Origin of the sequence: Frankia sp. Cppng1_Ct_nod (assembly GCF_920656135.1) — a bacterium.
Classification (GTDB): domain Bacteria; phylum Actinomycetota; class Actinomycetes; order Frankiales; family Frankiaceae; genus Protofrankia; species Protofrankia meridionalis.
This window is the reverse complement of the sequence record NZ_CAKKTK010000003.1, coordinates 57,918-84,031: the sequence shown is the minus strand read 5'-3', so window position 1 is coordinate 84,031 and position 26,114 is coordinate 57,918. Positions and strand designations below refer to the sequence as shown.

At 68.1% G+C, this 26,114-nt stretch carries 23 protein-coding genes, 1 tRNA gene, 1 other RNA gene and 2 riboswitches; of the genes, 10 read left to right on the top strand and 15 right to left on the bottom strand.

The window, feature by feature from the left end:
• Positions 1 to 41: 41 nt before the first annotated feature.
• Positions 42 to 242, bottom strand: a complete 201-nt coding sequence (locus tag NBW77_RS01930; RefSeq protein WP_250279198.1) for a hypothetical protein — start codon at positions 240 to 242, stop codon at positions 42 to 44.
• The gene (locus NBW77_RS01925; RefSeq protein WP_250279197.1) at positions 239 to 1,921 is read right to left on the bottom strand and encodes an N-6 DNA methylase; all 1,683 of its coding nucleotides are present in this window, start codon (positions 1,919 to 1,921) and stop codon (positions 239 to 241) included. Before NBW77_RS01925 ends, NBW77_RS01930 begins: the two co-directional genes overlap by 4 nt.
• A 584-nt stretch (positions 1,922 to 2,505) precedes the next feature.
• On the opposite strand from NBW77_RS01925, the gene NBW77_RS01920 reads away from it, so the two are divergent.
• Positions 2,506 to 2,709 (top strand): cold-shock protein, encoded by a 204-nt coding sequence (locus tag NBW77_RS01920; protein WP_013872098.1) that lies wholly within the window; start codon positions 2,506 to 2,508, stop codon positions 2,707 to 2,709.
• A 326-nt stretch (positions 2,710 to 3,035) separates the two neighbouring features.
• On the opposite strand, the gene NBW77_RS01915 is transcribed toward NBW77_RS01920, so the two are convergent.
• Both NBW77_RS01915 and NBW77_RS01910 read right to left on the bottom strand, forming a co-directional pair.
• Positions 3,036 to 4,178, bottom strand: coding sequence for an aspartate-semialdehyde dehydrogenase (locus tag NBW77_RS01915; protein WP_131745025.1), 1,143 nt, complete (start codon positions 4,176 to 4,178; stop codon positions 3,036 to 3,038).
• Entirely contained in the window at positions 4,175 to 5,443 is a 1,269-nt protein-coding gene (locus tag NBW77_RS01910) for an aspartate kinase (protein WP_131745026.1), read from the bottom strand. Before NBW77_RS01910 ends, NBW77_RS01915 begins: the two co-directional genes overlap by 4 nt.
• A gap of 237 nt (positions 5,444 to 5,680) precedes the next feature.
• Here NBW77_RS01910 and NBW77_RS01905 point away from each other — a divergent pair, with 237 nt between their 5' ends.
• On the top strand, positions 5,681 to 6,265 hold the full coding sequence (locus NBW77_RS01905) for a TerD family protein (RefSeq protein ID WP_131745027.1): 585 nt from the start codon (positions 5,681 to 5,683) through the stop codon (positions 6,263 to 6,265).
• A gap of 87 nt (positions 6,266 to 6,352) precedes the next feature.
• Entirely contained in the window at positions 6,353 to 7,375 is a 1,023-nt protein-coding gene (locus NBW77_RS01900) for a zinc-binding alcohol dehydrogenase family protein (RefSeq protein WP_502799418.1), read from the top strand.
• 71 nt (positions 7,376 to 7,446) lie between these two features.
• Here NBW77_RS01900 and NBW77_RS01895 read toward each other — a convergent pair whose 3' ends face one another.
• The 6 genes from NBW77_RS01895 to ffs all read right to left on the bottom strand — a co-directional run bounded on the left by NBW77_RS01895 (position 7,447) and on the right by ffs (position 13,314).
• Positions 7,447 to 8,697: a Fic family protein gene (locus NBW77_RS01895; RefSeq protein WP_131745029.1), complete on the bottom strand. Its 1,251-nt coding sequence runs from the start codon at positions 8,695 to 8,697 to the stop codon at positions 7,447 to 7,449.
• Positions 8,698 to 8,866: 169 nt separating this feature from the next.
• Positions 8,867 to 9,322, bottom strand: a complete 456-nt coding sequence (locus NBW77_RS01890; RefSeq protein ID WP_131745030.1) for a hypothetical protein — start codon at positions 9,320 to 9,322, stop codon at positions 8,867 to 8,869.
• 342 nt (positions 9,323 to 9,664) lie between these two features.
• A complete protein-coding gene (gene recR, locus NBW77_RS01885; RefSeq protein ID WP_131745031.1) occupies positions 9,665 to 10,261 on the bottom strand; it encodes a recombination mediator RecR in 597 nt (198 codons plus the stop codon).
• A gap of 50 nt (positions 10,262 to 10,311) precedes the next feature.
• Positions 10,312 to 10,761, bottom strand: a complete 450-nt coding sequence (locus NBW77_RS01880; RefSeq protein WP_131745032.1) for a YbaB/EbfC family nucleoid-associated protein — start codon at positions 10,759 to 10,761, stop codon at positions 10,312 to 10,314.
• A 100-nt stretch (positions 10,762 to 10,861) separates the two neighbouring features.
• Positions 10,862 to 13,147, bottom strand: a complete 2,286-nt coding sequence (locus NBW77_RS01875) for a DNA polymerase III subunit gamma and tau (protein ID WP_131745033.1) — start codon at positions 13,145 to 13,147, stop codon at positions 10,862 to 10,864.
• A 70-nt stretch (positions 13,148 to 13,217) separates the two neighbouring features.
• Positions 13,218 to 13,314: signal recognition particle sRNA small type (gene ffs / locus NBW77_RS01870), an RNA gene on the bottom strand.
• A 101-nt stretch (positions 13,315 to 13,415) separates the two neighbouring features.
• On the opposite strand from ffs, the gene NBW77_RS01865 reads away from it, so the two are divergent.
• The 4 genes from NBW77_RS01865 (at position 13,416) to NBW77_RS01850 (ending at position 16,298) form a co-directional block, all read left to right on the top strand.
• Positions 13,416 to 13,500, top strand: a tRNA-Ser gene (locus tag NBW77_RS01865).
• Positions 13,501 to 13,975: 475 nt separating this feature from the next.
• Positions 13,976 to 15,448: an AAA family ATPase gene (locus NBW77_RS01860; protein ID WP_131745034.1), complete on the top strand. Its 1,473-nt coding sequence runs from the start codon at positions 13,976 to 13,978 to the stop codon at positions 15,446 to 15,448.
• A 315-nt stretch (positions 15,449 to 15,763) separates the two neighbouring features.
• A complete protein-coding gene (locus tag NBW77_RS01855) occupies positions 15,764 to 15,994 on the top strand; it encodes a hypothetical protein (protein ID WP_131745035.1) in 231 nt (76 codons plus the stop codon).
• Positions 15,984 to 16,298 (top strand): type II toxin-antitoxin system PemK/MazF family toxin, encoded by a 315-nt coding sequence (locus NBW77_RS01850; RefSeq protein WP_131745036.1) that lies wholly within the window; start codon positions 15,984 to 15,986, stop codon positions 16,296 to 16,298. Before NBW77_RS01855 ends, NBW77_RS01850 begins: the two co-directional genes overlap by 11 nt.
• On the opposite strand, the gene NBW77_RS01845 is transcribed toward NBW77_RS01850, so the two are convergent.
• The 5 genes from NBW77_RS01845 to fbaA all read right to left on the bottom strand — a co-directional run bounded on the left by NBW77_RS01845 (position 16,228) and on the right by fbaA (position 22,351).
• On the bottom strand, positions 16,228 to 17,796 hold the full coding sequence (locus NBW77_RS01845) for an ATP-binding protein (RefSeq protein ID WP_250279196.1): 1,569 nt from the start codon (positions 17,794 to 17,796) through the stop codon (positions 16,228 to 16,230). The genes NBW77_RS01850 and NBW77_RS01845 overlap by 71 nt on opposite strands.
• A 121-nt stretch (positions 17,797 to 17,917) precedes the next feature.
• Positions 17,918 to 18,352, bottom strand: coding sequence for a DUF3151 domain-containing protein (locus tag NBW77_RS01840; protein ID WP_131745037.1), 435 nt, complete (start codon positions 18,350 to 18,352; stop codon positions 17,918 to 17,920).
• A 159-nt stretch (positions 18,353 to 18,511) separates the two neighbouring features.
• On the bottom strand, positions 18,512 to 19,243 hold the full coding sequence (locus NBW77_RS01835) for a transglycosylase family protein (protein WP_131745038.1): 732 nt from the start codon (positions 19,241 to 19,243) through the stop codon (positions 18,512 to 18,514).
• 1 nt (position 19,244) lies between these two features.
• Positions 19,245 to 19,412: riboswitch (cyclic di-AMP (ydaO/yuaA leader) on the bottom strand.
• A 408-nt stretch (positions 19,413 to 19,820) separates the two neighbouring features.
• Entirely contained in the window at positions 19,821 to 20,549 is a 729-nt protein-coding gene (locus NBW77_RS01830; protein ID WP_131745039.1) for a transglycosylase family protein, read from the bottom strand.
• A 5-nt stretch (positions 20,550 to 20,554) separates the two neighbouring features.
• A riboswitch (cyclic di-AMP (ydaO/yuaA leader) is annotated at positions 20,555 to 20,702 on the bottom strand.
• A 611-nt stretch (positions 20,703 to 21,313) separates the two neighbouring features.
• On the bottom strand, positions 21,314 to 22,351 hold the full coding sequence (fbaA, locus tag NBW77_RS01825; RefSeq protein WP_131745040.1) for a class II fructose-bisphosphate aldolase: 1,038 nt from the start codon (positions 22,349 to 22,351) through the stop codon (positions 21,314 to 21,316).
• A gap of 643 nt (positions 22,352 to 22,994) precedes the next feature.
• Here fbaA and NBW77_RS01815 point away from each other — a divergent pair.
• The 3 genes from NBW77_RS01815 to NBW77_RS01805 all read left to right on the top strand — a co-directional run bounded on the left by NBW77_RS01815 (position 22,995) and on the right by NBW77_RS01805 (position 25,798).
• Entirely contained in the window at positions 22,995 to 24,005 is a 1,011-nt protein-coding gene (locus tag NBW77_RS01815; RefSeq protein WP_242605526.1) for a CAP domain-containing protein, read from the top strand.
• A 226-nt stretch (positions 24,006 to 24,231) separates the two neighbouring features.
• Positions 24,232 to 25,293: an NAD-dependent epimerase/dehydratase family protein gene (locus tag NBW77_RS01810; RefSeq protein WP_250279194.1), complete on the top strand. Its 1,062-nt coding sequence runs from the start codon at positions 24,232 to 24,234 to the stop codon at positions 25,291 to 25,293.
• Complete coding sequence (locus NBW77_RS01805) at positions 25,286 to 25,798, top strand: GNAT family N-acetyltransferase (protein WP_131745042.1); 513 nt, start codon at positions 25,286 to 25,288, stop codon at positions 25,796 to 25,798. Before NBW77_RS01810 ends, NBW77_RS01805 begins: the two co-directional genes overlap by 8 nt.
• The last annotated feature ends 316 nt before the right edge of the window (positions 25,799 to 26,114 follow it).

Genomic DNA, 26,114 nt, shown 5'->3' with positions numbered 1-26,114 from the left:
GTTGACATTTCGAGCGTGCGGGCGTCCTGTCCTCGGGTGCTCTAAAGATCGGGAAACGGCGGAATGTAGATCATCAGCGGACCGGATGGTTCGGATGGTTCGGATGGCTCCGGTCCCGGCTCGGCGGGGCGCAGCTCGTGGGCGATCCAGGCGTCGATCCCCTTCGTTAACGCGCCGCTTTCGGATGTCTCGCCGCCACGCGCCGGCTCGTACGCCACGAGCTTGTCCGGGCGGCGGCTCACTTCGTCCCGCCCACGGAACGGCTGGCGCGGGCGTTACGCCGGAACCACAGGGCGTAGCGTGCGGCCGCGACCTCCTCGTGGGCACCGCGGCTCAGTCCTATCCCGTCGGTGAGCAGCACCTCGTCGACGACGGCAACGGCGTCGACGAGCCGGCCGGCGGCCAGCGCCCGAGCCACCGTGCGCCGGGCTCCGGACAGTTGCGGACGTAGCCGCTCGACCAGCTCCGGGGCGGGTACCAGAAGTCGGGCGGCCTCACGCGGTTCGAGTTTGAGCATGCCGCCGCCGTAGGCCCGGCCGACGGTCTCGGCGCCGAGCATCGTCACGGAGTTCAGTGCGGCGAGTGGCAACAGATCTCGTCCGGTGCGCCGGTGTTCGGCTTCGAGCGCGACCCCGTGGACGGAGTTCAGATGTGCTGCCGCGGCCAGATTCGTCGCGAGCTGCGGAGTGTGGGCATTCATGTAGGTGAGCAGCAGGTCCGCGGGCTCGGGCTGCAGCGGTACCTGCCACCACGGGCTTCGGACGCGGCACTTGTATGCCTGGTCGACCTCGGCGCGCTCACCTTCGGCAAGGTAGGCGCGAGCTGCGGGGGACGGCCGTGAACCTGGCCGGAACAGCAGGGTTGGCAGACCGGAATTGGTTAGCTCCCGCCAGTCCTGATTACTCAGGGTAAGCGCTCGCAGGTGTCGGGAGCCTGGCGGAGAGATCGGTACCAGCTCGTCGTCGCCGAGCCCGAGGGCGTAGGCACGGTCACGGCTCAGGGCAAAATAGCGGTTGTTTCCGGTGACCGCGCCCAGTGTCGTGCGGCCCCAGGTGGCCAGGGTCACGAAGAGGCCGTCCGCGGTGAGCGTGAGCAGGGTCCGATGGGCCGCAACGCTGATCAACGCGGACATCCAGGACGCCTGCGGACCGGTCGTCGCCTGGTTGGCGGTCGGGTTGGCGGTCGAGGTTGATGGTGTGGCCACGGCGGGTCTTGTCGGGGTCATGGCCAGTTCGGCCAGGTCGCGGATCTGGTGGACCTCGAACCGGTCGGTTGGCCCGGCGCCCTCCGCGAGCAGCAGGACGACCTCTTCCTGCACCCCGGGGAAGACCCGCTCGGTGAACAGCACCAGCTGGACGTGGCGGAAGCGCTCCAGCAGGAACTGCCGGACGGGCGCGGCGTAGTTCACCGACAGCAGCTCCGCGGGGAGTACCAGCCCAAGGCGCCCGGTGGGCTGCAGAAACAGCGACGCGTGCACGGTGAACGCAGCCCAGGAACCGGCCAGGTTGCTGAGGCGTACGCCGGCTCGCAGGGCCGCGGTCCGGGCCCGTGCTCGGGCCTCGCCGTGGAAGTTCTGGTACCGCACGTAGGGTGGGTTGCCGATGACGGCGTCGAACTCGGGATGTGCCTCGACGGAGAAGAAGTCCGCGACCGTGATCTCGGCCGTGGTGCCGCCCGCGCCAACGGCCTTGCCCGCTGCCGCGGCGCTCGGAGCGTGCAGCTCCACGCCGCGCAGCCGCCCGCTGTCGCGGCCACCGCCGAGCGCCTGCAACCGGCGGGAGGCTGCCAGCAGGAATGCGGCCTCCCCACAGGCGGGTTCGAGGACACTGTCGTGCGGGTCTCGAACAGCCCAGCCCGCGATGTGGTCGCACAGCGCCGCAGGGGTGAAGAACGCGCCACGTGCCTTACGGTGAGTAGTCAATTCAGTGGTTCGGGCCGTTCCCCGGGCGGCGGGCACCTCGACCTCGCCGAGCGGTGCGCCTCCGGCCGTCCTAGTGGTACCGGCTGTCGCAGTGGTACCGGCTGTCGCAGTGGTACCGGCTGTCGCAGTGGTACCGGTCGTCTCGGGGGTGAGGGTGACCACGATCGAAACCCTAGAGCCCCCACCGACAGTTCTTCCCACGAGTCCTCCCACGACTCCTCCCACGACTCCTCCCACGACTCCTCCCACGACTCCTCCCACGAGTCCTCCCATAGTGCCGCCGCCGGCATCCGGACAGTTCGTGCCTTCCCCGGCGCGCCAGCGCCCCACAGCGGCTGGTCGCGGTCGGTTACATCGGACGTTGTGACGCCATCCGTTACGTGAGGTATGTAGTGGACTTCCTTGCCCGGAGGGCTCCCGTCATGGCCCGTAGCCGTGTAGCGTCTTCCATGGCCAAGTTCGGTGGTTGGCGTCTACAAGGGACGCCACTGACGAACACTGTCATGGGAGTGCAAAATCCCATGACAAACGGTCCGGGGCCCGCGCGGTGTGGGTCCTGACTGCACCAGCAGGGAGAACGGCACGTGGCTCAGGGCACGGTTAAGTGGTTCAACTCGGAGAAGGGCTTCGGCTTCATCTCCGTGGACGGCGGCGGTTCGGACGTCTTCGTTCACTACAGCGCGATTGACATGGACGGCTACAAGAGCCTGGAAGAGGGGCAGCGGGTCGAGTTCCAAGTGACCCAGGGACAGAAGGGTCCACAGGCTGACGCCGTTCGGGTCGTCTGAGCCACGAGGGACGTAACTCCACCACAGCCATCGGGCGAGGGTCCGCCATCTCCGGATCGGGGGGCGGACCCTCCTCGTTTGTCGAACGGCGGATGATTCGTCGAGTTGTAAAGTACCGTCGAGTTGTAAAGCGACTGCGGTTGTTTTTCCATCTTGACTGGTTGCCGTTTTCGCTGGTTTTCCGCACTTTTCTGTCATGCCCGGTCCGGCGGCGACGATTTTTCGTTGGCGTCGGTCGAGGGTTGCCCATTGTTTCTCTTGTCATGCGAATCCACCGGGTGGTGTGTCCCCGGTATCACCGGATCATCGAATCCGGTGATACCTGCCTACAGACCGCGGGACACGAGTAGTTCGGCGATCTGGAGCGTGTTCAACGCCGCACCTTTGCGAAGGTTGTCACCGCAGACGAACAGTGCCAGCTCGTGCGGGTCGTCGGGCGACTGCCGGATGCGTCCGACCCAGGTCGGGTCGGTGCCGACCACGTCCGCGGGTGTCGGGAACTCCCCGGCCTCGGGGTTGTCCAGAACCACCAGGCCAGGTGCTCCATCGAGCACGGCCCGTGCCTCCTGTGCCAGCACCGGACGGGAGAACCGCGCATGTACGGCTACCGCATGGGTCGTCACGACCGGTACCCGTACGCAGGTGGCGGAAACCTTGAGCCCGGGAATCCCCAGGATCTTCCGTGACTCGTTTCGGATCTTCAGTTCTTCGGATGACCAGCCGTCGTCCTTCAGTGAACCGGCCCAGGGTACGACGTTCAACGCCAGCGGTGCCGGGAACGGGCCGAGCCCGTCCTCACCGATCGCTTTGCGGACGTCCCCCGTGCTCTGCCCGAGCCGGAGCCCGGACCCGCTACCACCGCCGGCTCCGGCGGTAGAAGCGCCGACGACCGTGGCGAGCTGGGCGTAAAGGGTGTCGATACCGGCCTGGCCGGCTCCGCTCGCCGCCTGGTAGGACGTCGCGACCAGGGATTCCAGCCCGAACACGCGGTGCAGCGCGCCGACAGCAACGATCATCGACAGCGTGGTGCAGTTCGGATTGGAGATGATCCCGCGTGGGCGCTCCGCAACCGCGTCCGCGTTCACCTCCGGAACGACAAGCGGGACGTCGGCGTCCATCCGGAACGCGCCCGAGTTGTCGACCGCTACCGCCCCCCGAGACGCCGCTATCGGCGCCCATCGTGCGGAGATCTCGTCCGGCACGTCGAACACGGCGATGTCGACGCCGTCGAAGACATCCGGGGACAGCGCCAGCACCTCGACGTCCACACCACGGACCTGCAGGCTGCGTCCGGCGGACCGGGCCGACGCGATCAGGCGGATCTCACCCCAGATGCTCGGACGTTCGTCCAGCAGCGACAGCATGACCGTGCCGACCGCGCCGGTCGCCCCGACCACCGCCAGTGTGGGACGCCGAGCAGACACCGACCCCGCGGGAGCGCCGGACCCGCCGGCCGTCGGCGCGGTCATCGGCCGGATCCCGCGTAGACGACAGCCTGGCCGTCGGAGTCGCCGAGGTCGAATGCGCCGTGTACGGACCGGACCGCCACCGGCAGGTCGGTGTCGCGGATGACCACCGAGATCCGGATCTCGGACGTAGAAATGATCTCTACGTTGACCCCGGCGTCCGCAAGGGCGCCGAAGAAGAGTGCCGACACCCCCGGGTGCGATTTCATCCCGGCGCCTATCAGCGACAGCTTGCCGATGTGGTCGTCATACAGGGTCCGTTCGAACCCGATCGCCGCGCGGACCTTCTCCAACGCGGTCAGCGCGATGCGCCCGTCGGTTTTCGGGAGGGTGAAGGAGATGTCGGTACGGCCCGTGCCGGCAGCCGACCCGACCTGCACGATCATATCGAGGTTGACGTCGGCGTCGGCGACGGCCCGGAACACCGCCGCGGCCACCCCGGGCTTGTCCGGGCAGCCGACAACCGTCACCTTCGCCTCGCTCGTGTCGTGTGCGACCCCGCGGATGATGGCCTGTTCCACGAGTTCCTCCTCCGGGATCTCGATGACCCACGTACCCGGCTTCGACGAGAACGACGACCGGACGTGCACGGGGACTGTGTAGCGGCGTGCGTACTCGACGCACCGGAGCATGAGCACCTTGGCTCCGCAGGCAGCCATCTCCATCATCTCCTCGTAGGAGATGCGTTCGATGCGGCGTGCGTCCGGCACGATCCGCGGATCGGCGGTGAAGACGCCGTCCACGTCGGTGTAGATCTCACAGACGTCGGCCTGCAACGCGGCGGCAAGTGCCACGGCGGTCGTGTCGGAGCCGCCCCGACCGAGCGTCGTCACATCCTTCGTGTCCTGGCTGACTCCCTGGAAGCCGGCGACGATGGCGATCGCGCCTGAGTCCAGAGCGCTGCGGATGCGTCCGGGGGTGACGTCGATGATGCGGGCCTTGCCATGAACCGAATCGGTGATCACGCCGGCCTGGGAGCCGGTGAACGACCGCGCCTCGGCGCCGAGGTTCGAGATGGCCATGGCCAGCAGCGCCATCGAGATGCGCTCACCGGCGGTGAGCAGCATGTCGAGCTCGCGGGCCGGGGGGAGCGGGGTGATCTGTTCGGCGAGGTCGAGCAGGTCGTCGGTGGTATCCCCCATCGCACTCACCACGACCACGACGTCGTCGCCGGAGCGGCGCTGGTCCACTATCCGCTCGGCGACCCGCTTGATCCGGTCCGCGTCCGCCACGGAGGAGCCGCCGAACTTCGCCACTACGACCGCCATAGGTCCTGAGGCTACCCAGTCCGGCGGGAGCCGGGCGGCCATGGCTGGTATTACTGTCGTGGCCGGTGGTGGGGGTCTGAACAGGTGGAGAGCCCGACCGGGGGTGGGCCGCCGACTCCTCATGTGCGAGGGTTCTCCCTGCATCTGTCTTGGGCATCAGTCGGTACGATCCGTCGAGATGATCCGCCATGAGGTGGAGACGATCTGGCGGACCCCGCCAGAAAGGACGATCTACACATGGCCATCAGCCTCGCCAAGGGCGGCAACGTCAGCCTTACCAAGCAGGCGGCCGCGGCGGGCACGCCCCAGCTCACCGCGTTGACGGTCGGGCTCGGTTGGGACGCCCGCACCACCACCGGAACCGACTTCGACCTCGACGCCTCCGCCATCGGTGTGAAGGCCGACGGCAAGGTCCTCACCGACAAGCACTTTGTCTTCTTCAACAACCTGAAATCCCCGGAAGACGCCATCGTGCTCACCGGCGACAACCTGACCGGCGCGGGTGAGGGGGACGACGAGTCGGTCGTCATCAACCTCGGCCAGGTACCGGCCGAGATCGACAAGATTGTCGTCCCGGTATCGATCTACGGGGCGCAGGAACGGAACCAGAACTTCGGCCAGGTGCGCAACGCCTACATCCGGGTTGTCGATCAGACCGGTACCGAGCTGGTCCGTTATGACCTGTCCGAGGACTACTCCACGGAAACCGTGGTGATTTTCGGCGAGGTTTATCGCAATGGTGCCGAATGGAAGTTCCGCGCGGTCGGCCAGGGACACACCGATCTCGGTGGCCTCGCCCGCGACCACGGCGTCAACATCTGACGTTCGCTGACAGGAGCACGCCGAGTGCCTGGCCGGTGGAACCCTTCCGGCCAGGCATGATTCCGTTTTCTGGAATCTGGGAACGTCATGGCCATGACACCGACGATGACCGGGTGGCAGATCGCCACAACGGCGCCCGCGGCGGCGCGGCCCCTGCGCCGGGTGGTCATCCCCGTGCCCGAACCGGCCACCGGCCAGGTGCGGCTGCAGGTTGCCGCCTGCGGTGTCTGCCGCACCGACCTGCATCTCGCCGAGGGCGACCTACGGCCGCGCAGACCGCACACCATTCCCGGGCATGAGGTCGTCGGCTATGTCGACGCGATCGGTCCCGGAGTGGACGGAGTCGCTCTCGGTGATCGTCTCGGGATCGCCTGGTTGCGGGAGACCGACGGGACCTGCGCCTACTGCCGGCGTGGCGCGGAGAACCTGTGCCTGGCGTCCCGTTACACCGGCTGGGACGCCGACGGCGGCTACGCCGAGTACGCTGTCGTCCGGGCCGACTACGCCTACCGACTGCCGGACGGCTACTCCGACGGTGAACTGGCGCCGCTGCTGTGCGCGGGCATCGTCGGTTTCCGGGCGTTGCGCCGCGCCGAGCTGCCACCCGGCGGTCGGCTCGGGATCTATGGCTTTGGCGCGTCCGCGCACCTGGTCGCGCAGGTGGCGCTGGCCCAGGGCGCGAGGGTCCACGTCCTGACCCGGTCCCCGCAGGCTCGGCAGCTCGCGCTCTCACTCGGCGCGTCATCGGCTGCAGGGGCCTACGACGCCCCACCGGAACCGCTCGACGCCGCTGTCCTGTTCGCCCCGGTCGGTGACCTGGTGCCGGTTGCGCTGGGTGCACTCGACCGGGGCGGGACACTGTCGATAGCCGGCATCCACCTGTCGGATATCCCGGTGCTGAGCTACCAACGGCACCTGTTCCAGGAACGGTCGCTGCGGAGCACGACCGCGAACACCCGGGCGGACGGGCGCGAGTTCCTCGGCATCGCCCAGCGGCACCGGCTTGCGGTCACGGTCCGGTCCTACCCGCTCGACCGGGCGGACGAGGCATTGATCGACCTGGCGGCCGACCGGGTGAACGGCGCCGCGGTACTGTTCCCGTCCGGCTGACCCGGCCGTGTCCGCAGGCTCTGGGTTCCACAGCGGCCGGGTCGCCGAGGGCAGGGCCCGTCGAGAGGTGTTTATTGTCGTTTGGTGGATGCAAGGCGACGCTCGGCGAAGGTGAGCAGGTCCGACACCTCCCGGGTGAGGTAGCCGGTGGTGCCGCGCCCGATCTGGCGGCGCCGCAGGATGCCGGCCTCGACGAGTTCCTCCGCCGCCGCCCAGGCTGCCTGCGCCGGCACGCCCAACAGGTCTGCCGCGCTGGCCCCGGTGATGACAGGTGACGCGGGTAGCTCGGCGAGTAACCGATCGGACGTCGATGGCTCCCGAGGTCTGTTGCGGACCGGAATGGTCTGACCTCGGAAGGCGGAAAGCCGGGCGTCCCAGGATCGGCGCAGTTCGGCGATTTCCTCGGCGAAGGTTCGGGCCTGCTCCACGGCCACGACCACGGAGTCGAGGAAGAACGTGAGCCACTGGTTCAGCGCGGCACGCGCGGCATGGCCGCCCGGCGGGCCTTCGGAACAGTAGGCGGTCAACGCCGTCACGTACTCGTCCGATCGGGTCATGAAGACGAGGCTGACCGGCAGCACAGCCGGGGTGACCAGCCCCCGACGGGCCAGCACGGTATGGATCAACGTCCGTGCGACCCGCCCATTGCCATCGTTGAACGGTTGGATCGTCTCGAACTGGGCGTGGATGAGCCCGGCCTGGATGAGCGGTGGGTGGGTGTCACCGGAAGCGTAGGTGACAAGGTCGGCCATCAGCTCCGCCAGCTCGGACGGAGGCGGAGGGACGAACCCCGCGTCGAGAGGGTTCCACTCGCTGCCGCCGAGCCAGGTCTGGACCGTTCGCAGGCCGGTGTGAGGACGGCTGGACAGCAGGGTGCGTTGCAGGTTGACGATGCCGTCAAGGGTGACCGTCTCGGCGCGGGCGAGATCGGTGACCGCGCGGCGGAGTGTGGCGATGTTACGGGCGATCCTGCGGGCGCTCGCGCTGAAACCTTCGACGACACTGCCGGAGCCGGCGCCGGCAGCGAACTCCGCGAGGGCGACCTGCTGGGGTGCGACCTGGATCCCCCCGATCCGGGAGGACGCGATGGCCTCCGACCGGAGGAGGAAGCCGGCTGTCTGATCAAGGCTCGCCATCACGGTACCGGTCAGCGATCGGATGCCGGCTTCGACTGCTGCCGCACGCACAAAAAGATCATTCCGAAGAGCCGGTGGAGACTCGGCAAGAAGATCGGGATGGTATGGGCGGTACACCCCCGTCCGACGTCCGCGGAACGGCGCGGCCGGGTTCGGGGACCAGACCCGTTCCCCGTATCGTCCCATCGCCGGATTCCCCTGTTGTCAACAATTCAGCACTTCAACATAAGCAAAGAGTACGGACCGGTGGCAGCCGCGCCTTTGGCCGGGTCATCCGGGTGGGGCCGCCGGCAGCGCGGGAGGAGCCATGGTCGCGCTGCCTTTGGCCGGGCCTCACCGGGAGGCGGCGTCGGGTTCACCGGCGCGGCGGCCGGCTTCGACCCAGGGCCTGCAGGAGTCCTGCGGCGGTCACGCTGAGCATGGCGGCGACGAGGACGTCACGGGGCAGCAGGTCGGCGGACTCCCGCTGGATGCGTCCGTGGAAGCGGTCGAAACGACGCGGCCACGGGCTGCGGCCCGCGAAATAGATTCCGATCTTGTCGGTGTCGGGAAGGCAGGCACCGGTCATGCCGGCCAGGACCGCGATCCTGCGTCCGGGTGGTGCCGCCGCGGTCAGTACGCCCATCGCGGCCAGGCCCGCCACGCCGTCGCGTCGGGCGACGGGGATCCAGCCCAGGCCCGGGCCGTTGCCCCAGTGCGGCACCATGTCCATGGCGAGGTGGGAGACGAACCCGGCTGCAAACGCGGGCAGGGGTCGACGCAGTGCCGTGCCGACCAGCGCCCCCGCACCCACGTGCGCACTGATGATCATCGGTCTTCTGCTCCTGACGGTAGTACCGGTGGTACCGAAGTCCAGCTGTTGTCATGCACTGCTCGGTCGAGGCGCTCGGCCAAGGCGCTCGGCCAAGGCGTTCAGCCGGGACCTCAGCCGGGACCTCAGCCGAGGCGGAGGACGCGTACAGAAGGCAACTGAGCGCAGCAGGCCAACGCCGCCTGGATTGCCCGTTGATGTCTGCCGGTCAGTCACCTGAGCGGTCTTCCGGTCTCGCTTGTCGGCCCCGGTGAGAGCTGCCCACAGTAGCCGAGATGCGTCCGGCGGCGTCCATGTGCCGAGGACGGTCACACCGTCCCACCTCGTACAGGGCAGAACCTGTCAGGCGACGACGCGGCGGCCTTCGAACGCGCGGCCGAGAGTCACCTCGTCCGCCCATTCCAGGTCCCCGCCCATGGGGAGGCCACTGGCCAGACGGGTGACCTTCAGGCCCATCGGCGCAATCTGCCGAGCAAGATAGGACGCGGTGACCTCACCCTCGGTGTTCGGATCGGTAGCGAGAATCAGCTCCGTCACCGTTCCGTCGGCCAGGCGTGAGATCAGTTCCCGGATGTGCAGATCGTCGGGGCCGACTCCGCCGATCGGGTTGATTGCGCCACCAAGGACGTGGTAACGCCCGCGGAACTCCCTCGTCCGTTCGATGGCGACGACGTCCTTCGGCTCCTCCACGACGCAGATCTGAGCCGGATCGCGGCGATGGTCCGCGCAGATCCGACACAGCTCCGCCTGCGCGACGTTGAAGCACATCCGGCAGAACCGGACTTTGTCCTTGATTTCGTTCAGTGCCGTCGCCAGCCGCCGCACATCCGTCGGGTCCGCGGAAAGAAGGTAGAAGGCGATCCGCTGCGCGCTCTTCGGGCCGATACCCGGCAGTCGGCCGAGCTCGTCGATCAGATCCTGGACGACTCCCTCGTACATCGATCGTCACCGACCTGTCCGGGCGTGCGCCTCGACCAGCCCGGCGCCTGTCATCCGATGCCGGGGATGCCGGACCCCGACCCGAAGCCACCCGGCAGAGCCGTCGGCCTTCCCTGGAACGCGGGATTCGAAGCTCCACCCGGCCCACCGAACCCGCCCAGCCCACCGAGGGCATCACCCAGCCCACCGGTGACCTCGCCCATCCGTTGGGCGGCGAGACTCCGGGCGTTGCCGGCCGCGTCCCGGACGGCCGCAAGGACAAGGTCGGCCAGTGTCTCGGTGTCGGCCGGATCCACGGCTTTGGGGTCGATGGCGAGGTCGACCAATTCGCCGCCGCCGGTCACGGTGGCCTTCACCAGGCCGCCGCCGGCGGTGCCATCCACCCGGGTGTCGGCGAGCTCCTGCTGGGCGGTCATCAACTGGGCCTGCATCTGCTGGGCCTGCTGAAGGATCTGGCTGATGTTCGGCCCGGCGCCCGGTGGTATCTGCGGGTTCGGCATGCCCCTGAGCCTACGTCCTCGGTCCGCCCCGTCCGAGGCTGCTCCAAGTACCTGACCTGTGTGCCCTGCGGCCTGGTGTGCCTTCGGGGGATGCGGCCGTTCAGCCGGTGATCTGTTCGATGACGGTGGCGCCGAGGCCGGACCGCAGCAGCGCCATTGCGGCATCCTCGCCCGACAGGGACGAACCCGGGTGCCCGGGTGCGTCGTCGTCGTCCGGGGACGGCTCGTCGTCGACGTCGGCATGGTTGGTCTTCGGTCTGGCCGATGCCGTTGGCGTAACCGAGGGTGAGGTAGTGGAGGGTGATGGTGGTGAAACGTTCCTGTTGCCCGTAGCAGTGGCGCCGCGGTGGGTCGCCGCGCGTGGTTGCTGACGATCGACGGGTGGCGTACCCGGACGGGTACCTGGAGTCTGCCCGGGTGCTGGTTCCGCGACGGTCTGCCCTGAATGCGGCGAGACGACTGTGGCCCGGCCCACTGTACGTTCCATGGTCGACGCCATGGGTGCTGCCGCTGCCGGTGTTGTTGCTGCCGCGACGGGCCCGGAGTGAACCTGGACGGACGAGATCCCCGACGGGGCGAACCCGCTGGGACCGAACCCACCGCCTGTACCGAACCCGCCAGGGCCGTCCGATCCGCCGAACCCGCTGGGCTCACTAGGCTCGGCCACTGCGCCGGGTGGTCTGCCCGGCGGGCCGATGGTGACCCGCCAGGTCCCGCCGATGATCTCCGTCAGAGCGGCGCGCAGGACCTCGACATTGCTGCCCTGCCCGAACATCCGGGCGATCGTCGGAACCGAGAACGCCAGGATGACCTCGTCTCCGCGGACGTCCGCGACCGAGGCGTACTCCTGTAGGAGGGCGTGTGTGGCGGGCTTGCGTGATCGCGAGGCGCGCAGCACGTCATCCCAGACCGCCCGCAGACCGCCCGTGTCGATACCGCGGGCAGTACCGGTCGATGACGTGGCGGCGGAAGGAGACGGGGCAGGGGGCGGTGGCTGTATCCGGGCCGTGGGAGCCGGCGCGGGCGATGACTCGGACGTCCGGCCCGCCGGTGACGTGGGTGCGGACCCCGTGGCGGAGGACGTCGGCGGGATCGGCGCGGCAGACAGATGCGGGGCCGGCTGGAACGCCGCCGGTGTGGCCGTGCCGGCCGCGGTTGCGGATGTCGTCACCGTGGCCGGGCCTACCGTCGGACCCCCCGCCACCGTCGGGCCTGCGGTCGGGCCGCCCGGGTCCGCCCGCCGTTCCAACCGCTCGAGGCGGACCAGCAGCGCTGACGGGTCGGAGCCGGCGCCGGGCAGCAAAGCCCGCGCCAGGACCAGCTCGAGGAGCAGTCGGGGGCTGGTCGTCCCCCGCATCTCCAGCAGGCCGGCGTGCACGACATCGGCGGCGCGGGACAGCTCCGCCGGGCCCATCCGCCCGCACTGGTCGCGCATCCGTTCGATCTGGTCGACCGAGTAGGTCTCCAACAGACCCTTTTCGGGCGCGTCCGGCACGGCCGCGAGCACGATCAGATCCCGTAACCGTTCCAGCAGGTCCATGGCGAACCGGCGTGGGTCGTGCCCGGAAGAGACGACCTTGTCGACGACGGTGAACGCGGTGGCGCCGTCATGCGCGGCAAGGGCGTCGACCGCCTCGTCCAGTAGGACGCCGTCGGTCATCCCGAGCAGCGCGACCGCCCGCTCATAGCCGAGGCCGTCTGGCCCGGCCCCGGCGAGCAACTGGTCGAGGACGGACAACGAGTCGCGTACCGACCCGGCCCCGGCCCGTACGACAAGTGGCAGCACCGCCGGGTCGACGTCGACACCTTCGGAGGCGCAGATCGAGGTCAGATGGTCGCGTAGTACGCCGGGTGGGACGAGTCGGAACGCGTAGTGATGGGTTCGGGACCGGATGGTGGCGATGACCTTGTCGGGTTCGGTGGTCGCGAACACGAACTTCAGGTAGGGCGGTGGCTCTTCGACGACCTTGAGCAGGGCGTTGAACGCCGCCGTGGTGACCATGTGGGCCTCGTCGATGACGTACACCTTGAACCGTGCCGAAGCCGGTGCGAAGAACGCGCGTTCCCTCAGGTCGCGGGCGTCGTCCACGAGCCCATGGGACGCGGCGTCGATCTCGGTGACGTCCATGGACACCCCGACGCGGATCGCCGCGCACTGCTCACACACCCCGCACGGCTCGGGCGTCGGACCGTTCACGCAGTTCAGGGATGCGGCGAGGATGCGCGCGGACGATGTCTTGCCACAGCCGCGCGGCCCGCTGAACAGGTAGGCGTGGTGGATACGGCCGGTGCGCAACGCCTGCATGAGTGCGCCGGTGACGTGCTCCTGACCGACGACCTGGGCGAACGTGGCTGGACGGTACCGGTTGTACAGCGCGCCGCTCACAGAATCACCGGCCTACTCGCTCGCTTCGTCGGCACCCGCGGGCCCCAACGACGTACACATGACCCGTGACGAAGACGACCCCCCGCGCACCCGCCAGAGCCCGCTTACCCTTGCTGCCTTCCGGCCCTGGGGGAGTTCACGAGGGTGACGCCGCGCGAGGGGTCTTCCCAAGAGTCTAAGGCCTGTCGGATGGCTCTTCAGCATCGCCCCGACAGAGATCTTGCTGCCCCCGGCTCCGGCACCTGCTGGATCCGATAGGCTCATCGACGGAGGATTCGCCTAGTGGCCTAGGGCGCACGCTTGGAAAGCGTGTTGGGGGCAACCCCTCGCGAGTTCGAATCTCGCATCCTCCGCCCTGTGGTACCAGGCTTTCTGCCGAGCCGATCAACATTGGCCGGCTCGGCAGTCGATCATCTGGTCTCAGTTCTGGTCTCACTTGCTCCGGTCGGGCGGTTCGGCGGGGTCCGGTGGCTCCTCCCACAGCAGGCGACCCAGCCAGGTTGCCACGTCCTGGTTACATTTATTTCGGTGGGGACCTTCGCCGTCGACTACCGGCTGTTCCTGCTCGACACCGCGCCCCTCCACCGGGACCCCCCGACACCGGCCGTGAGTACTGGGCCGTGGTGGAGGCCAACATGCCGTAGTTCTCACACAGCTACGCCGCGTCGGCCGACGCAGTCCTGAGTGCGATCCTGCGCGCCGCCGGGCCTGGTGACCAGGTCACCCCTGAAGACCGCCCGTTCCTGCGTGCTCGCCGCAGCCGTGTGAATACAGGAGTACGTTTTATAGATACGTGCCTCTACATCTCTATCTCCCAAGGAGTGGCGCGTGGACAAACCTGCCGAGATGTTCGACCGCGACTACGAGTGGTCGGCGCTGACCCGGTTCATCATCGACCAGCAGCCCGGTGCCACGCTCGGGGCGGTCTCCGGGCGGCGCCGGCAGGGCAAGACCTTCCTGCTCGACGCCGCCTGCCGGGCCGCCGGGGGCTTCTACTTCGGTGCGACCGAGGCCGTCGACGCCGAATCACTGCGCCGGATCAGCACCGCGCTCACCGCCCATGTCCGGCCCGCCAGCCCGTACCACTTCGCCAACTGGCACGAAGCCGTCGACGCACTCCTCGCCCTCGGCTCCGAGCGCCCCGTACCCGTGGTTATCGACGAGTTCCCGTACCTCGCCCGAGCCAACCCGGAGCTGCCCTCCATCATCCAGGAGGCGCTCCGGCCGCTGCGCGAGCAGCGCACCGCCTCCCGCGCCCGGCTGCTGCTGTGCGGCTCGGCTCTGTCCTTCATGGGCAAGCTACTGTCCGGCAACGCCCCGCTACGCGGCCGGGCCGGGCTTGAACTGGTCGTTCGCCCCCTCGACCATCGCCTCGCCGCCGAGTTCTGGAACATCACCGACCCCCGCCTGGCCCTGCAGGTCAACGCGATCGTCGGCGGCACGCCCGCCTACCGGCGCGAGTTCGCCCGCGGCGACTCCCCCACCGGACCCGACGACTTCGACGACTGGGTCATCCGCACCGTCCTCAACCCCGAAACCCCCCTCTTCCGCGAGGCCCGCTACCTACTCGCCGAGGAACCCGACCTGCGCGACACCGCCCTGTACCTGTCCGTCCTGGCAGCAGTCGCCGACGGCAACGCCACCCGAGGCGGCATGGCCAGCTACCTGGAACGCAAAGCCACCGACATCGCACACCCCATCAACGTCCTCGAAGACGCCGGGCTGCTGCACCGGGACGCCGACGCCTTCCGCGACAACCGCCCCACCTACCGCATCGCCGAACCACTGATCGGCTTCTATCACGCCATCATGCGCCCGGTCTGGGACCAACTGGAACGCCCCGGCAACGCCGCCCGAGTCTGGCAGGCCAGCCGCCGCCGCTTCACCAGCAACGTGCTGGGCCCCCACTTCGAACAGGTCTGCCGCGTCTGGGCCCTCCACCACGCCGACCCCGACCTGCTCGGCGGCCTGCCCGCCCGCGTCGGACACGGCATCGTCCACGACCCCAAGGCCCGCACCGGCCACGAAGTCGACTCAGCCGTCATCGGAATCGCCGACGGTACCAAGCCACCACTGCTCGCCATTGGCGAAGCCAAATGGAACGACACCATCGGCATCGCCCACATCGAACGCCTCCAGCACATCCGTGACCTCATCGCCCAGGCCGGACGCTACGACACCACCCACACCCAGCTCATCTGTTTCAGCGGAGCAGGCTTCAACGACAAAGCGCGCAACGCCGCCGGGACTTCCCCCGACATCCAGCTGGTCGACCTGGCCATGCTGTATGGACAGGCGTGACGCCAGCCCCGAACCTGCTCAACAGGTCCGGGGTCGTGGTCTCCACCAGAGCACCGAATCATCCTCTGCGCTGGTCACGCTTTCCGCTAGACCTGCTCCTGTTCGCAGGGGTCCCCGGGGATCGCCGGAGGCGATCTTTGGGGGAGGCGCCCTCGCGAGTTCGAATCTCGCATCCTCCTCCCCGTTCGACCCGGTCCGACCAGGCACGATGCCGGCCAGCCCGCATGAGTGGGTTGGCCAACGGCTGTCGGTGGTCTCAGTCGTAACTTCACATCAACCAGGCGCCGTACTACGTGAAGTAATACAGTGGGTGGCATGGCTACGATTACCTTCCGTACGGACGAGGGCGTCGACCGGGCGTTGGCCGACCTCTCAGCCGGTGAACGGGATCGGTCGCAGGTGATCCGTGAGGCGATCCTGGCCGCATGGCACCGACGTCAGGCCGAGCGGCTGAGAGCCGAGGCCGAGGTTCTTGCCGCCGACCCGGTCGACCGGGCCGAGGCACAGGCCGTGCTTGCTGACATGGAGCTGCTGCGTGCGTGGTGACGTGTACCAGGTGCGGGCTCCCCGCGACGCACGCGGCCACGAACAGCGCGGCAACCGGTATGCCGTCGTCGTGCAGTCCGACCTGCTCCCGTTGTCGACATGGCTTGTAGCTCCTACCTCCACCAGTGCCCGGCCGGCATCGTTCCGGCCTGAGATCGAGGTCGGAGATCAGGTGACCCGCGTCCTGGTCGAGCAAACGGCCGCGGTCGACCCTGAACGCCTGGGCCAATTCGTCAGTCATCTGTCGGCGGCCCGAATGGCTGATGTCGATGCCGCGTTGCGCGTCGTACTCGGGCTGAACTGACTACGCCCGGAGCGCCACCGGCTCGTCCGCCGAACCCCGACGGTGTTGTTGACCTTGCCGGGGCTCGGCTTGCGGAGAAGATGTCCGCGGCGGTGACGGTGAGGGCGCCGGACGGTGGGTTGCGGATCTCCTCGCGGGCGCAGAGCGCGAGCCGGACCGTTCCCGAACCGCTTGTCACGTCCGGAGCATCCCCGTGATCGTCCCGCGGCGGCATGGAGGGTACGCCGGACCGTAGCGCGCGGGTCTTTTCCCGTAGGCCCGTGGCGAGCCTTCGGCCGTCGACGGTCCGAGCCCACTTGGCCTCCCCGGCAAGCACCGGACGCCGGTCCCGACCGGCGAGCACGACCGCGTCGATCTCGTCCTGGCCACCGGCGCCCCAGTAGGGTCCGATGGCCACGATGTCCGGCCCGAGCGAGCCTGAAACGGCGAGCCGTCGCAGATGCTCCCGCAACGATTCTTCCCAGGGGGCGCCGAGATGGTCATCCAGGCTTTCGACCAGCACCGGCAGCAGAGCTTCCCCGAGCCCACGGTCGATCTCGGCACGGAACCGGGAGAGTACCCCGAGGTAGAAGGCGAGGAAGTTGTCGGCGATCCGGTAGACACGGCGCCGGCTGCGTGGGGTGTCCGTCACCGGCATGATCCGTTCGACGAGCCGTAGCTCTATGAGCCGGTCCAGGGTGCGGGTCGGCTCGGCCCGGATGTGGTCCTTGATCTCGTTGTGCTGTGTTCGGCCCGAGGCGATGGCGTGCAGCACCGCCGCCGGATGCTCGCCGTGTTCCACCGCCGTGGCCAGTACGAGTTGTCCTTCGGTGAGCAGGGACGCCCCGGGACGGCATGCCAGCCGCAGCAGGTTGTCGGTGACGTTTGCGTCCTGGTCCCACCAAGACAGGTACAGCGGCACCCCGCCGACCAGTCCGTACACGAGTGCCCGGTCGGCCGGTGCCAGCCCGGGCAGCATGAGGGCGGCCTCGTGCGGGCGGAACGGATGCAGCGACAGCGACAGGTCGAACCGGCCGTACAACGGCGCCCGCTGCTCCTGAAGCGCGGTCATGTGCCGCACTGCCGACCCGCACAACAGCAGCCGCAGTTTCGTCCTGCCTGCTATGCGGTCGAGGAAGGCCCGCAGCACTCCCGGCAGGTCGGGTGAGGTCGCGACAATCTCGGGGAACTCGTCCAGGACGACGACCAGCGGCTCATGCTCCGCCGCCGAGGCGAGATCGTCGAGGGCGTCGTCCCAGTCGAAGTAGGGGCGGGCCAGCAGATCCCGGTACCGCCCGGGTAGACCGCTCGCAACCTGCCGGGACAGTTGCGCCAGCTCGCCGGAGGCCGCGCGGCCGGCACCCGTGTGGAAGACCGATCGCCGTCCGTCGGCGAAGTGTTGCAACAGGGCGGTCTTGCCGACTCTTCGTCGTCCCCACACCACCGCCGGGCGCGGGTCGGTCGAGTCCCACCAACGCTCCAGCGCGGCAAGCTCCTCGGTGCGATTGACGAATGCCATACGCCTCTACTTACATCGCGCGCTACTTACGTCGCCTGTAACTTACGCCAGGCGTCGGTAGGGCCTGGACGGTCGACGTGACCACGCGGTCGAGACAGGCCGAAGCCAGGTTCGAACCGGTTCAGCTGGTCTTGAGGCCCAGCACAGCGGCGGCTTCGGGATCGCTGTCGACGAGGAAGTCGCGGCAGCGGGTGGCCTCGTCGTCCTCGCCGATGGCTGCGGCCGCGCGACCCAGCGCCGCGAGTGCTCGCAGGAACCCCCGGTTGGGCTCGTGCGACCAGGGGATCGGTCCGTGCCCTCGCCAGCCGGTGCGGCGAAGCTGGTCGAGGCCTCGGTGGTATCCGGTCCGGGCGTAGGCGTAGGCGGTGACCGGTTCGCCCGCGTTCAGGGCGAGTTCGGCGAGCGTCGCCCAGGCCAGACTGGATTCGGGGAAGCGGCCGGCGATCGCCTTGGGATCCTCGCCCGCGCCCAGCGCGTCGGCCGCGGCAGGATCGAGGATGAGTTTCGTCGGGGGCGGACCGCCGAGCAGATCCGGTCGTCCAGGCGAGGTCGTCATGGTGTCCATCCTGTCCGATCGCGGTCGCGCTGTGCCGGGGTGAGGATTTGTCCTGCGACGGACCCGTAGGGAGGGGGGTGGGCCTGCGGGTCCGTCGCAGGATCAGGATCCGAAGGCGTTTGCGCCGTCGGACGGTCCTCGGGTGTTACCGGACAGGTGTCACAGGACCGTCGGGTTGGTGACGGTGATGTCCCAGAGGTTCTTGCCGACCACACCGCTCTGACCATCGGTCGTGCGTGTGAGGTAGCCGTAGAGCGAGGCCAGACCCTGCGACTCCGCGCCGTAGCGGCCGTCCACGGTCAAGACGAACTTCCTGTCGCGCATCGAGGCCTGCCAGACCATGGCGTCGGCGCGGACCTGGCCCGCCAGATCGGTGGACAGCGTGGTCCCCGCGAAGTCTGCCGAGTGCAGCTCTGCCTTTGCGCGATCGAGCGTCATCGCGGGCGCCTGCGGAGTAATCGCTCGTTCCACAGCGTCGGAACTGGATGTGCCGGCCGATGACTGCGGGGCCGGGCCGTTGTTGGTGAGGCCCATCTTCGCCGAGCAGGACGGCCACGGGGACCAGCCACGAGAATCGTAGAGCTTGTAGGCGGCCTCGTCCTGCAACGCCGGCGGCGCGTTACTGGGTAGACCGGAATACCCGAGACCATGCCAGGTACCCGCATCGAACTGGTAGGCGCCGTAGTAGCCGTTGCCGGTGTTGATGGAGTAGTTGCCACCGGACTCGCACTGGCGGAGCTTGGCGAAGTCGTCGGCGGTTGCGGCGTTCGCGGGAACTGCTGCGACAGCGAGGCCGCTACCCACAAGTGCTGTCACCGCACCGGTGGTCCGCAGGACCTTTACAGCGGTGGATGACTGTTGCGGGGCACGGTGCCTGCCAACGGACGGCATCTGGATCCTTCCCGTCGCCTACGAGGTGAGCTGTCGGGTGCGGGCTGGGAACGTGCCCGGCCGGTAACGCCAACGGGCGCTGCCAGCTTTACCCCAAGGACGCTGAGAAGTTCCAGCGTCCGGATGTGGTTCCCCCACTCCTGTCCGTATGGCTCCGCGGTAGATCCTGCCGCGTCGGGCGGGGACAGGACTCGGCGTCCGTCCGGGCGGCCTCACCGATCCGGCGAGTGGAAGGACTGTAGCGAGCCTGGCCCTTTCGAAGCAAACCCGGGTGTCGGATGAACTACAGCGGCTTGGCTCGTACCGCCCAAATGGACTAGGTGAACTCCAAATTCAAAACTCTACCCGGCGATCGGGGCACCCCTGAGTCGGGGTCGTCGCCGGTCATTTTCGTAACACCGAGTAATCGGGCCGATCGCTGCCGTGTTTTTCAGTTGTGTTTGTTGTCATATTGGCGTGGATCGGCCCGACTCGTTGTGTGTTTGGTTATGTATCGGCCGTCACCACTCGGCCATAGATGGTGTGATCATGTTTCTTCGCGTGTCACCCGAGCCTCTGAGGTCCTCGGCGGCCGGGCTCAGCCGAAGACGGCTGCCCAGGTCCTCGGGCCGCAGATCCCGTCAACCGTCAGGCCTTTGGCGGCCTGGAAGCGGCTGGCCGCGCCGGCCGACTCCGGACCGTACTGACCATCGACCCGGATGTGGTAACCCAGGCTGTTCATCTGGTTCTGCCAGGAATGCACGTCCGATCGGACCTGGTAGATCAACCCCACGGTGAGCAGTGGCCTGCCGGTGGACGTCGATCCGGTGTCCGCGCTCAGCACGACGCGGGGCGGGACCGAGGCGGCGATCGACCTGGACGAGTTGATGTTCACCCTGCCGCCGCTCGTCCGCCCGCTTGTGCCGGCGCCTGAGGAACTGGCGCCCGACGCGAGTTGGGAGGAGCCCATACCCAGGCCGCAGACCGGCCACTGGCCGAAGCCGGAGCGGGCAGCGAGCTTCAGCGCGGCCTCGTCCTGGGTGGCCGGCGAAGCGTCGCTGGGCAGGCCGGTGTAGCCAAGGCTCCGCCAGGTGCTCAGCGAGAACTGGTAGGCGCCGTAGTAACCGTTGCCGGTGTTGGTGGAGTAGTTACCTCCGGACTCGCACTGGCGGAGCCCCGCCCATGTGGTCGCGGCGCTGGCCGGCTGGGACATCGCGATGCTCCCACCGACGGCGGCGACCAGGGCCGGGGCGACAACCAGGGTCCGGGCGCGGCTCCGGGCCTGGCTGGTTCCACGATGTCGACCGCGAGAACGTGCTCTGGACATATTGGTGATGCCCTTCCCCACGCCTGCGAGGTGAGCTGTCGGGTTCGGGCTGGGACTGCCCGGCCGCTTTTGCGGCTTCACCCCGAGGACGCCCGATTTCAGCGCCCAAAAGTGGGTCCCCCGTTCCTGCCGCAAGTTTGGCGTTCGTCGGACGAGGGCAGGATTCGGCGTGCCGTCCGACGCATGCTCACTCTGTCGCGAGCATGGCGCAGACAATAACCGGCACTGCTGGTGGCCGAACAAGTGACGAATATGCTTCGTGAGCATGCGCACACCAGGCTGGTCGCTCTTGATGAACCCGAGATCGGATGCTAACGCGCGCGCTCGTGCGCTCATTACATAAGTGATCGCCGGAATTGCTGGATTGTGGCGGGGCGGTCACGATCAAACAGGTTGGCCGGGTAATGCCATCCGTGCACGATCCGGTCGTATACGTGGTCCACGTTATTGTTGCCGATTCAGGCCGTCGAGTACCTGGGGCGGAAATCTGCGCCACGTCGGCGAAAGCACATAACCCAGTGCCAGGTGGGATATGGGAGGACGAACCGACGGCGGAGTGGCCGCGACGGAAATGCGAACGCTCGCCAGGCGGACACCGTGTCCGGCCTGGCGAGCGCGTTGCGGTTGGTTCTGGATGTCTGGAACCACCGGTGGGTCGGATCAGCTTGGTTCGATCAGCTTGGTCGGATCAGCTTGGTCGGATCAGCTTGGTTCGATCAGGTTGACCGGGCCCGGCCCGGCTCGTCCCGTGGCCGTGGGCGGGGTCAGCCGGCAAGCGCGCGTCCGGCGGATCGCAGGTCCTCGCATGCCTGTGCCACCCGGGCGGCCATGCCGATCTCCGCGGCCTTGCCGTAACTGCGCGGGTCGTACTGCTTCTTGACGCCGACCTCGCCGTCCACCTTGAGGACACCGTCGTAGTTCCTGAAGATATGATCGACGATCGGCCGGGTGAACGCGTACTGGGTGTCGGTGTCCACGTTCATCTTGATCGCACCGTAGCCCAACGTCTCGCGAATCTCAGCCAGATCGGAGCCGCTGCCGCCGTGGAAGACCAGGTCGAACGGCTTGGCACCGGTTGGCAGCCCGAGCTTCTCCGCGACATACTGCTGTCCGTCCCGCAGGATGCTTGGACGGAGCTTCACGTTGCCCGGCTTGTACACCCCGTGCACATTTCCGAAAGTTGCCGCCAGTAGGTAGCGACCCCGTTCCCCGGTGCCGAGGACTTCCGCGGTCCGCAACATGTCTCCCGGCGTGGTGTACAGCTTCTCGTCGATTGCGCCGACGACGCCGTCCTCCTCGCCGCCGACGACCCCGATCTCCACCTCCAGAATAATCTTCGCCTGATGGGCGTCGGTCAGCAGCGCGTCGGCAATCTTGAGATTCTCCTCGAGTTCGACCGCGGAGCCGTCCCACATATGTGACTGGAACAGTGGTTCGCGGCCTTCCTTGAGAACTCGGTCCTTGGAGATCGCGAGAAGGGGGCGAAGATAGGTGTCAAGTTTGTCCGCGGGGCAGTGGTCGGTGTGAAGCGCGATGTTGACCGGGTACGCCTTGGCGATATGGTGGGCGAACTCTGCCAGTGCCTGAGCGCCGAGCACCATGTCCTTTACTCTCGTCCCGGAGAGGAACTCGGCCCCTCCGGTGGAGACCTGCACGATGCCGTCACTTCCGGCGTCGGCGAAGCCCTTCAGGGCGGCGTTCAGGGTCTGGGACGAGGTGACGTTGATCGCGGGGTAGGCGAATGCCTCGGCCTTGGCCCGGTCAAGCATCTCCGCATAGACATCTGGGGTGGCGATGGGCATGGGTCTGGCTCCTGTAGGCTGTCGGGGTCACATGTCCGATTGGTTGACAATTGCCCGTTCCGGACATGCGTCGTGGATGGCAAGTTGCGCGAAGGGTATGATGAGTGGGCCCCCGCGGGCTGGTGGAGCGTGACCGGCGGGTGCGGCTGGTCGCGATGGCCGGCGCCGTCGTGGGTCGTGTTATCGGGCACCGGTTGGGCAGGCCCTGTCTCGAACGCCGTCACGTGCGGATACTTTCCCGAACCGATGCCTTCTACCAGCGTTTTGGCACTCTGACCCCTATTGCTGCCCGGTTTGTCCGGCGGGTGTGGACGTTTGCCCCTGTTCTCGCGGGTGCGGGCTCGTCCCGCCGGGTGGTGCAACCGGGATCCTCTGCCGTAGATCGTTCCAGGCGGGTGTGGATGTGCGTGCAGTCGGTCGGCGTGGCGGGTAGTCAATGCCGCACAAAGAGTCAAGTTGTTGTATTGATTTGGGTCGGGCTGGCCCGGTCTGCTCACAACTATTCGGTCAAAAGCGATGCCCGATGGCCCGTCATGCCTAGTACTCGCTACTCTTGATGCCGAACGGCGGGGACGTACCAACAGAGGGGACGCACCAACGGCGGGACGCATGAACAGGGGGGACCGACCACACGGAAGGTTCCATGGATCGACATCGCAAGCACCGCCGTTCCCACCGGGGATGGTTCGGCGCCTCGTTGGTAGTGCTCGTCTTCGTCCTTGCGGCTGGTGTCCTGGCCGCCACCGCGGTCATCAACCGGAGCGGACCGGCCGGTGACGACACGTCGGTCGTCGCGGCCCAGGCGCTCGCGTCGTCGACGGCTCCGGTCCAACTCGCAGCCCAGTCGGTGTCGGATCGAATCATCGACCGAGGCACGGTCGGTGGGACCGTGCGGGTCCAGACCTCCGTCCCGGCCGACGGCCAGACCTGGGTGGCCTATGTCCTGCGTGGGCCTGGGACGATCGTCCGCGTCGTACCTGCCGCGCCGTACGAGGCCGACCTCGACACCCGGTCCGTGCCCGACGGCGCCTACACGTTGAACGAGGTCGTCTTCCACGCGTCGCAGGCACTACGCGTACGGACGAGCCGGATGCGGATCATCAACACTCCGGCGCCGGCGAGCAGCGCGCCCGCGCGTCCGCCGGCACAGCCGACGATCGGCCCATCGGCCGTGCCGCTCTCCTCCTCGCAGCCGGCACCGACCACAGCACCTCCGTCGACCTCCCCGGCGTACCCGGTGGTGACGGTTGCCAGCAAGCCTTCGGCATCCTCGGACGCCGCCTCCGAGGTTGTTGTGCTCACGAACGCCGAACGGGCCAAGGCCGGCTGCGGGCCGCTCACGGTGGACTCCCGGCTGACCGCTGCGGCCCAGGCGCACAGCGCGGACATGTCCACACGCAACTACTTCAGCCATACGGATCTGGACGGTCAGACACCCTTCCAACGCATGGCCGCCGCCGGGTACCAGTTCTCGATCGCCGCGGAGAACATCGCCGCCGGCCAGCAGACGGCCGCGGAGGTTGTGACGGGCTGGATGAACAGCACCGGGCACCGCGAGAACATCCTCAACTGCTCGCTGCGGCAGATCGGTGTCGGCTACGCCACCGGAGGCAGCTACGGCACCTACTGGACGCAGGACTTCGGGACTCCGTAGGAACTTCGCAGGGGAGTCGGACTCCTCGCATCGGGCATCTCTACCGGATCCGGGTGAGGCATCTCCTGCTCTGGCGCTCTGGTCACGTAGGGTCGATATGGTGCGACCGGAGTGACCGGCCGGTAGGCGCGGCGGGTCGGTACGCAAGGCGTGTCAGCGGGGCGTGTCGGCAGGGCCTGCCGACGGTGACCGGCCCGGGGGCTGCCGAGGGGCGAGAGGGGCGGACGTGGCTCGTGCGGTGGTGACCGGTGCCGGCGGATTCATCGGGGACGCGGTTGTGCACGAGCTCCGCCGGCGCGGTGACGACGTTGTCCCGATCGACGTCCGCCGTGGTCCGGGCATTGTCATGGCCGACGTCACACGTCCGGGTGACTGGGAGAAACTGCTGGTCGGGGCCGATCTCGTGGTGCATGCTGCGGCTGTCGGTACCGGTGGTGAGCTGGCCGCGGTCCGCGCCGGAACGCCGAGCCGGCCGGCTGTGGTCGACGAGGGCGAGCTGCGCCGTGTGACGGTCGCGGGTACCGTCCGGGTGCTGGAGGCCTGTGAACGGGCTGGTGTCGGCCGGGTGGTTCATGTCTCCTGCGTGAGTGTGCTGGGCAGCTCCTTCCCGGATCTGGTGGATGAGACCGCGCCCGTCACCGTGACAGGTCTGCCGCGAGCCGACGCTCTCGCCGCCGCGGAACACACGGCCATCGCCGCGGCGGCCCGCGGTGTACCGGTCACGGTGCTGCGGGCCGGCGACGCCTATGGGCCACGTGCCGGCCGCTGGACGCTGTGGCCGTTGCTGCTGCTACGGGCGGGCCGCTTCGTCCTTGTCGACTCCGGTCGCGGGGTACTGAGCCCGGTCCACATCGATGATCTGGTCTGCGCGGTCATTGCTGTCGCGGAGGCGGGGGAGGCGGTCGGCGAGATCCTGCATGTGACCGGCGGTGAGAGCGTTTCCGCGGCGGACTTCTTCGGCCGGTATGCACGGATGGCGGGGGTGCCGGAGCCGAGCTCGGTGCCGGCCGCGGTCCTTCGTGCTGTCGACACCGCCGACCGGGTACTCACGGGGCATGGCTGGTTGTCCGGACGGGTGAGCTCGCGCCTGCATCCCCGAACCCATATAGATCTTGGGCCGCTCGCGCTGGCCGAACTGGTCCGCACCGGCACCTACTCGATCGCCAAGTCCCGGCGGATCCTGGGCTGGCAGCCAGGCGTCAGCCTGGACGAGGGGATGGCCCGCACCGAGGTGTTGCTGAGAGAGCGAGGGCTGCTCGGCGTCCAGGAGCCCGCCCGCCGTGGGTGAAGGGCCAACCCTGACGACATTGCGACTGCTGGCGCTTCCTCTGACGGTGTGGAACGCCGGTTTCGTGGCCGAGGAACTGGGACCGCTGCTGGCCGGTGTGCTTCTGCACCGGGCGCAGGGGATCGCGGTCGACGCGACCGACGATCCGACGGATGCGCTACGTCGTGATCTGCGTCGTCGCGCCGGTGCCGGTCGTGGCGTGATGACCTGGGCGGTGCGTGGCGACGACTCGGCCGCCGTCGGTCTGCTCGCGGTGGACGGGGTGGGCCGGCGGGCGCTGGTTTCGGTGTCCATCGGGCGTCCCTACCGGCGTCAGGGGTATGCCACCGAGGCGTTGCGGGCGCTGGCCGGTTGGTTGGAGTTCCGCGGCTCGGTGGTGGTCGAGGCCCGGGTACGGGTGGGCGACCGGACCGGCGAGCGGCTTGCGGTCGCGACCGCCTTCGTCCCGACCGACATAGTGCTGCCTGAGGGCTGGCGGGTCTGGTTTCGGCCACCACCGCCGTAATCCACCATTTCGTTAGCCTTAAGTCACCGTTTCAACCCCGATGTCTACGGTGTGGCAGGATGCGGCACCATAAGGAGCGATGTCGCGAGGTGGATGGCGTAGGTCGGCCATCCACCTCGCAAGTCCGTGTCGATCGGTCATCGGCACGTGTCACGGGATGGGGGACCGTACGGTCGGCGCGCAGGCGCCTGGGAGGTTCTCAGAGTGAGCGTGGAAACCCGGCGCGAAATCGCGGCCATGGGGAGTCCGGACGTATCGGGTCCGACGGGGGCCCCTGCGTCCGAGGTTACGTATGATCATTTGATTATTCCGCCGC